The following is a 4779-nucleotide window of genomic DNA, read 5'->3' as shown; positions in this document are numbered from 1 at the left end:
CAAAAATTGGGTGCTTTAGCTTCCCCCCCCCCGCGGCCCCAAACACCCCCCACGGCCAGCCCCCCCCCGGCACCCGCCCCCCCCCCCCCCGGGCGCCCCCCCGGGGGCGCCCCCCGGCGGTCGCTCGGCCCGGGTGCGCGCGGCCGTGCACCGGGCCGTCGAGGAGCTGCTCGCCGAGGAGGTGGGCGACGGGCTGACGATCCCGGCCGTCGCCGCCCGCGCGGGCGTGCACGCGACCACCCTGTACCGCCGGTGGGGGTCGGTCGGCGAGCTGCTCGCCGACGTGGCGACGAGCCGGTTCTCCGGCGACGTCGTCGTGCCCGACACCGGCTCCCTGCGCGGGGACCTGCAGCGCTGGGCGGCGGACGTCGCCACGGACCTGGCGGACCCGGACGTCCTCGCCCTGATGCGCGCCACGCTCGGCGCCGGCGGCGAGCAGGGCGCCTGCGCCTGCCGGGGCGACCGCGAGGACCAGCTCGCGGCGATGATCGAGCGCGAGAAGGCACGCGGCGGCGCCGCCCCCACGGTGGAGCGCACGGCGGACGCGCTGCTCGGCCCGCTGTACTACCGGGCGATCTTCACCGGCGAGCCCGGCTCACCGGACTGGGCCCGCGGGCTCGTCGACGTCCTCCTGCCGGGCTGAGCGCCGGCGCCGGCCCGAGGGTCACCGCATCGGCCCCCGCCCCACGGGCATGACGCGCTCGGCCAGCCGGGCCGAGTAGATCGAGTAGCCGTCCACCCACCGCGACACCGCCGTGGCGACCAGCGTGGCGACCATCATCGGCACCATCAGCCCGAAGCCGGTGTGGGTCAGCTCCAGCACGAGCGCGAGCCCGGCGAGGGGCGCCTGCATCCCGGCCCCGATCATGGCGGCCGCGCCGATCATCGCGAAGGCGCCGACGGGCGTGCCGGGCCACAGCAGCGACCACGCCCCGCCCAGGCAGGCCCCCAGCGCGGCGCCGGTGGCGAGCGTCGGCGTGAACAGGCCGCCGGACGCGCCGCTGCCCAGGCACAGCACCGTGACCAGCGGCTTCAGCACGAACAGCGCGGCGAACAGCCACAGCGGGCCGATCCCGGCGAAGGCGTCGGCGGCGATGTCCTGCCCGTTGCCGTAGAGCTGCGGGAGGACCAGCCCGAGCGCGGCGAGCACCGCGAACGCCGCCAGGGGCGCCACGAGCATGCCCCGCCCCCGCGGCACCCGGTGGGAGGCCCACGCGATCAGCCGCACGAAGACCACCGCGAGCAGGCCCGTCACGACCCCCGCGGGCACCGACCACACCATGGCCGACGCGGAGAACGCGAAGTCCGGCAGGTCGGCGTAGACCGGGTGGGACGGCAGGCCGATCCACGCGGTCAGCGTCGCGACCGCGGAGCAGGCCAGCGCGGGCAGCATGACGGGCAGCCGCACCGCCCCGATCAGCACCTCCGCGGTGAACAGCGCCCCGCCGAGAGGCACGTTGTACACGCAGGCCAGCCCCGCGCCCGCGCCGCAGGCCACGAGCAGGCGGCGCTGCGGCGTCGTCAGGCCGGCCCAGCCGGCGAGCACGCTCCCGCACACCCCGCCCATCAGCTTCGGCGCAGCCTCCCGGCCCAGTGACGCCCCGAGCCCGACCACGATCTCGGAGAGCACGGAGGTCCCGGCGCTGCGCCGGAAGCCGAGCCGGCCGTCGCCGGTCCAGATGGCGTCGTCGACGTCCGAGCGGCCGGGGACGTACCGCCGCAGCAGGAACCAGCCGATTCCGCCGATCACCCCGGCGACCACCAGCGGGAGCACCCGCCCCACCCACGACGCCTGCTCGACGGCGCCCTGGAAGTCCGCCTCCGCGCCGGGCCCGAACGCCAGCCGCGCGACCGCGCCGAGGAGCAGCATCAGCACGATCCCGAACAGGCCCGCGCCGACCCCGGTCAGCACGACCATCAGCCAGAACCGGGTGGTGAGCGGGACGTCGCCGTCGCCGGTGACGTTGGGCTGGTCCATCGCCGCGCGGCCGGACGCGATCCGCCTGCGCAGCAACGGCTGCGGCTGCCGGAGCCGCTCGCTGGGCCGCCCCTCGTCACGACGGCCGGACCTGCGGGAACCCACGGCGGATCATCCTGCCCGCACGGGCAGCCGCACCGCGAGACGGGGTGCTGGCCACACCCCGGGGAGGCCCGGTGGCGCGGTCGTGGCGGACCTCCGCCGGGCGGGAGTCTTCGATCACCGACGCCGCTCCCCGCGGCCCGACAGACCGGGAGACCCCGATGACCCTCTCGACCCCGCCGACCTCCTCGCTCGACGAGCTCCGCCCCGGCGACCTCCTCGCGCTCACCGCCGCCGTCGCCGGCCCCGTCCTGCAGCCCGGCGACCCGGAGTTCGCCGAGGAGGCCGCGGGCTTCAACGTCGCCTACCTCCCGGCCGCCGCCGTGGTCGTGGGCGCGACGAGCACGGACGACGTCGCCGCGGCCGTGCGGTACGCCACCGCCACCGGCCGGAGGATCGCGGTGCAGGCCACCGGCCACGGGCTCACCGGCGAGCGGTACGGCACGGTCCTGGTCACCACGAGGCGGATGGACTCCGTGCGGATCGACGCCCTGAACCGCCGCGCCGTCGTCGGTGCCGGCGTGCGCTGGCGCGCGGTGATCGACGCCGCCGCGCCGCACGGCCTCGCCCCGCTGAGCGGCTCGTCGTCGCAGGTCGGGGTGGTCGGCTACACGACCGGTGGCGGCCTCGGCCCGCTGGCCCGCCGTTACGGCTTCGCCGCCGACCACGTCCGGCGCTTCACGATCGTCACCGCCGACGGGGCGGTCCGCGAGGTCTCGGAGACCAGCCAGGGGTCCGACGCCGACCTCTTCTGGGCCGTCCGGGGCGGCAAGGGCAGCTTCGGCATCGTCACCGAGATGGAGTTCGACCTCGTCCCGGTGGCCCGGTTCTTCGGCGGCGCGCTGTTCTTCGGCGCCGACGACGCGGCCACCGTCCTGCACGCCTGGCGCGAGTGGGCGCCCGCGCTGCCCGAGGACGCGACCACGTCGGTCGCGATGCTGCGCCTCCCGCCGGACCCGGCGCTGCCGGAGCCGCTGCGCGGCCGGTTCGCGGTGGCCGTCCGGTTCACGCACCTCGGTACGGCCGAGGAGGGCGCCGCGCTGCTCGCTCCGATGCGGGCCGTCGCCCCGCCGGTGCTCGACACCGTCGCGGACATGCCGTTCCCCGCGATCGACGCGGTGCACATGGACCCGGTCGACCCGATGCCGATGTGGGACCGTGGCTCCGCGGTCGCCGAGCTGCCCGCCGAGGCCGTCGACGCGCTCCTCGCCGTCGCCGGGCCGCAGGTCGAGGCGCCGCTGGCGATGGTGGAGCTGCGGCTGCTCGGCGGGGCGATCGCCCGCCGGCCCGAGGTGCCCAACGCGGTCGCCGGCCGCGACGCCGCCTTCACCGTCTTCACCGTGGGCGTGCTCGCCGGGCCGCCCGTCGAGGTGGTCGTTGCGGCGACCGCCGCCGTGGTCGACAGCGTCGGGCCGTGGGCCTGCGGCGCGCTCGTCAACCTCCTCGGCCAGGCCGGCCCCGCCCGGGTCGGCGCCCTGTGGGGCGACGCCGAGCGTGCCCGGCTGCTCGCGACCGCTCGCCGGTTCGACCCGGCCGGGACCTTCGCCACGAACGTCGTGATCGGCTGATCCACGACCTCGTCCGCCGGAGCCGGGGCCCGTGCCCCGGCTCCGCGGCATCGGCGGCCACAGCGGTGGTGCCGCAGGGGAAGGCTGTGGACGGTGGATGGGCTGCGGCGAGATGTGAATCGATCGCGGGGGAAGTGGGTACAGTGGCGCATGGCCACTCCGAGCGACGAACGCGCCGCCGGTCACCGGACCCACGGCGGCGACCCCGATTCCGCCTCCCCGCCCGACCCGCGGCCCGCCACCATCAAGGGCCGCCCGGTCCTCGGTTTCGGCGGCCCGAACTCCGGCTCCGGCTCCCACGACGGGCAGAGCGCGCTCAAGCTGCACCGCGGCATCTCGGTGCTCGCGTTCCTGCTCTGCGTGCTGGTCACGGTGGTGTTCCTGATGGACGGCGCACTGGTCCCGGCCATCGTGTTCGCCGTGGTGGCGCTGGCCTGCGTCGGGATCTTCGCCTGGACCAGCACCCAGCTGCGGAGCGCCCGGCACGGCTGAGCCGACGCCGGCACCCTGAATCGTCACCCTGGGTCGCGTGATCGGTACTCTCCGTCGACGGACCGTCGACGCCCCGGGGAGGACCGATGCGGGTCGCCCGCCACCGCGTTCCCGCGTGGACCGGCCCCCGCGCCGCGATCGCGCTGGTCCAGGTCCTGGGGCTCGCGGTGTGGTTCTCGGCCTCGGCGGTGGTCCCGCGGCTGCGGGCCGAGTGGGGCATCGGCGACACCACGGTCGTCTGGCTGACGGTCTCGGTCCAGCTCGGGTTCGTCGCGGGCGCGGTCACCTCGGCGGTGCTCACGCTGCCGGACCGGGTGCGCCCGCACCGGTTGCTGGCCTGGTCCGCGCTCGGCGCCGCCGCGGGCACGCTGGTGCTGGCCACGGTCGTCGACTCCCCCGGCCCCGCGCTCGCCCTCCGTGCGCTGACCGGCGTCTTCCTCGCCGGGGTCTACCCGGTCGGCATGAAGCTCACGACGTCCTGGTCCGGGCCGGGGAGCCGGTTCCGTGATCTCGGCGTGCTGGTCGGCGCCCTGACGCTCGGCTCGGCACTCCCCCACCTGCTCGGCGGCCTCGCCGGGCCGGCCCTGCCCTGGCGCGGCGTCCTGCTCGGCGCCGCAGCCGCGGGCCTGCTGGCCGCGC

General features: G+C 76.8%; 5 protein-coding genes. 4 read left to right on the top strand and 1 reads right to left on the bottom strand.

What is annotated here, in order from left to right:
- Positions 1–133: 133 nt before the first annotated feature.
- Positions 134–643, top strand: coding sequence for a TetR/AcrR family transcriptional regulator C-terminal ligand-binding domain-containing protein (locus tag AB0B41_RS42680; RefSeq protein WP_358212884.1), 510 nt, complete (start codon positions 134–136; stop codon positions 641–643).
- A 21-nt stretch (positions 644–664) separates the two neighbouring features.
- Here the strand turns inward: AB0B41_RS42680 and AB0B41_RS42675 are convergent, their stop codons facing one another.
- Complete coding sequence (locus AB0B41_RS42675) at positions 665–2083, bottom strand: chloride channel protein (protein WP_358212883.1); 1419 nt, start codon at positions 2081–2083, stop codon at positions 665–667.
- Between the two features lie 158 nt (positions 2084–2241).
- Here AB0B41_RS42675 and AB0B41_RS42670 point away from each other — a divergent pair, with 158 nt between their 5' ends.
- From AB0B41_RS42670 to AB0B41_RS42660, 3 genes are all read left to right on the top strand, one after another.
- Entirely contained in the window at positions 2242–3648 is a 1407-nt protein-coding gene (locus AB0B41_RS42670; protein WP_358212881.1) for an FAD-binding oxidoreductase, read from the top strand.
- A 150-nt stretch (positions 3649–3798) separates the two neighbouring features.
- Positions 3799–4140 (top strand): hypothetical protein, encoded by a 342-nt coding sequence (locus AB0B41_RS42665; protein WP_358212879.1) that lies wholly within the window; start codon positions 3799–3801, stop codon positions 4138–4140.
- An 86-nt stretch (positions 4141–4226) separates the two neighbouring features.
- Positions 4227–4779, top strand: a 553-nt coding sequence (locus AB0B41_RS42660) for an MFS transporter (protein WP_358212877.1), incomplete at its 3' end; no start/stop codon positions are given.

Source organism: Pseudonocardia sp. NPDC049154, assembly GCF_040648315.1.
Classification (GTDB): domain Bacteria; phylum Actinomycetota; class Actinomycetes; order Mycobacteriales; family Pseudonocardiaceae; genus Pseudonocardia.
This window is presented reverse-complemented; position numbering and strand designations above follow the sequence as displayed.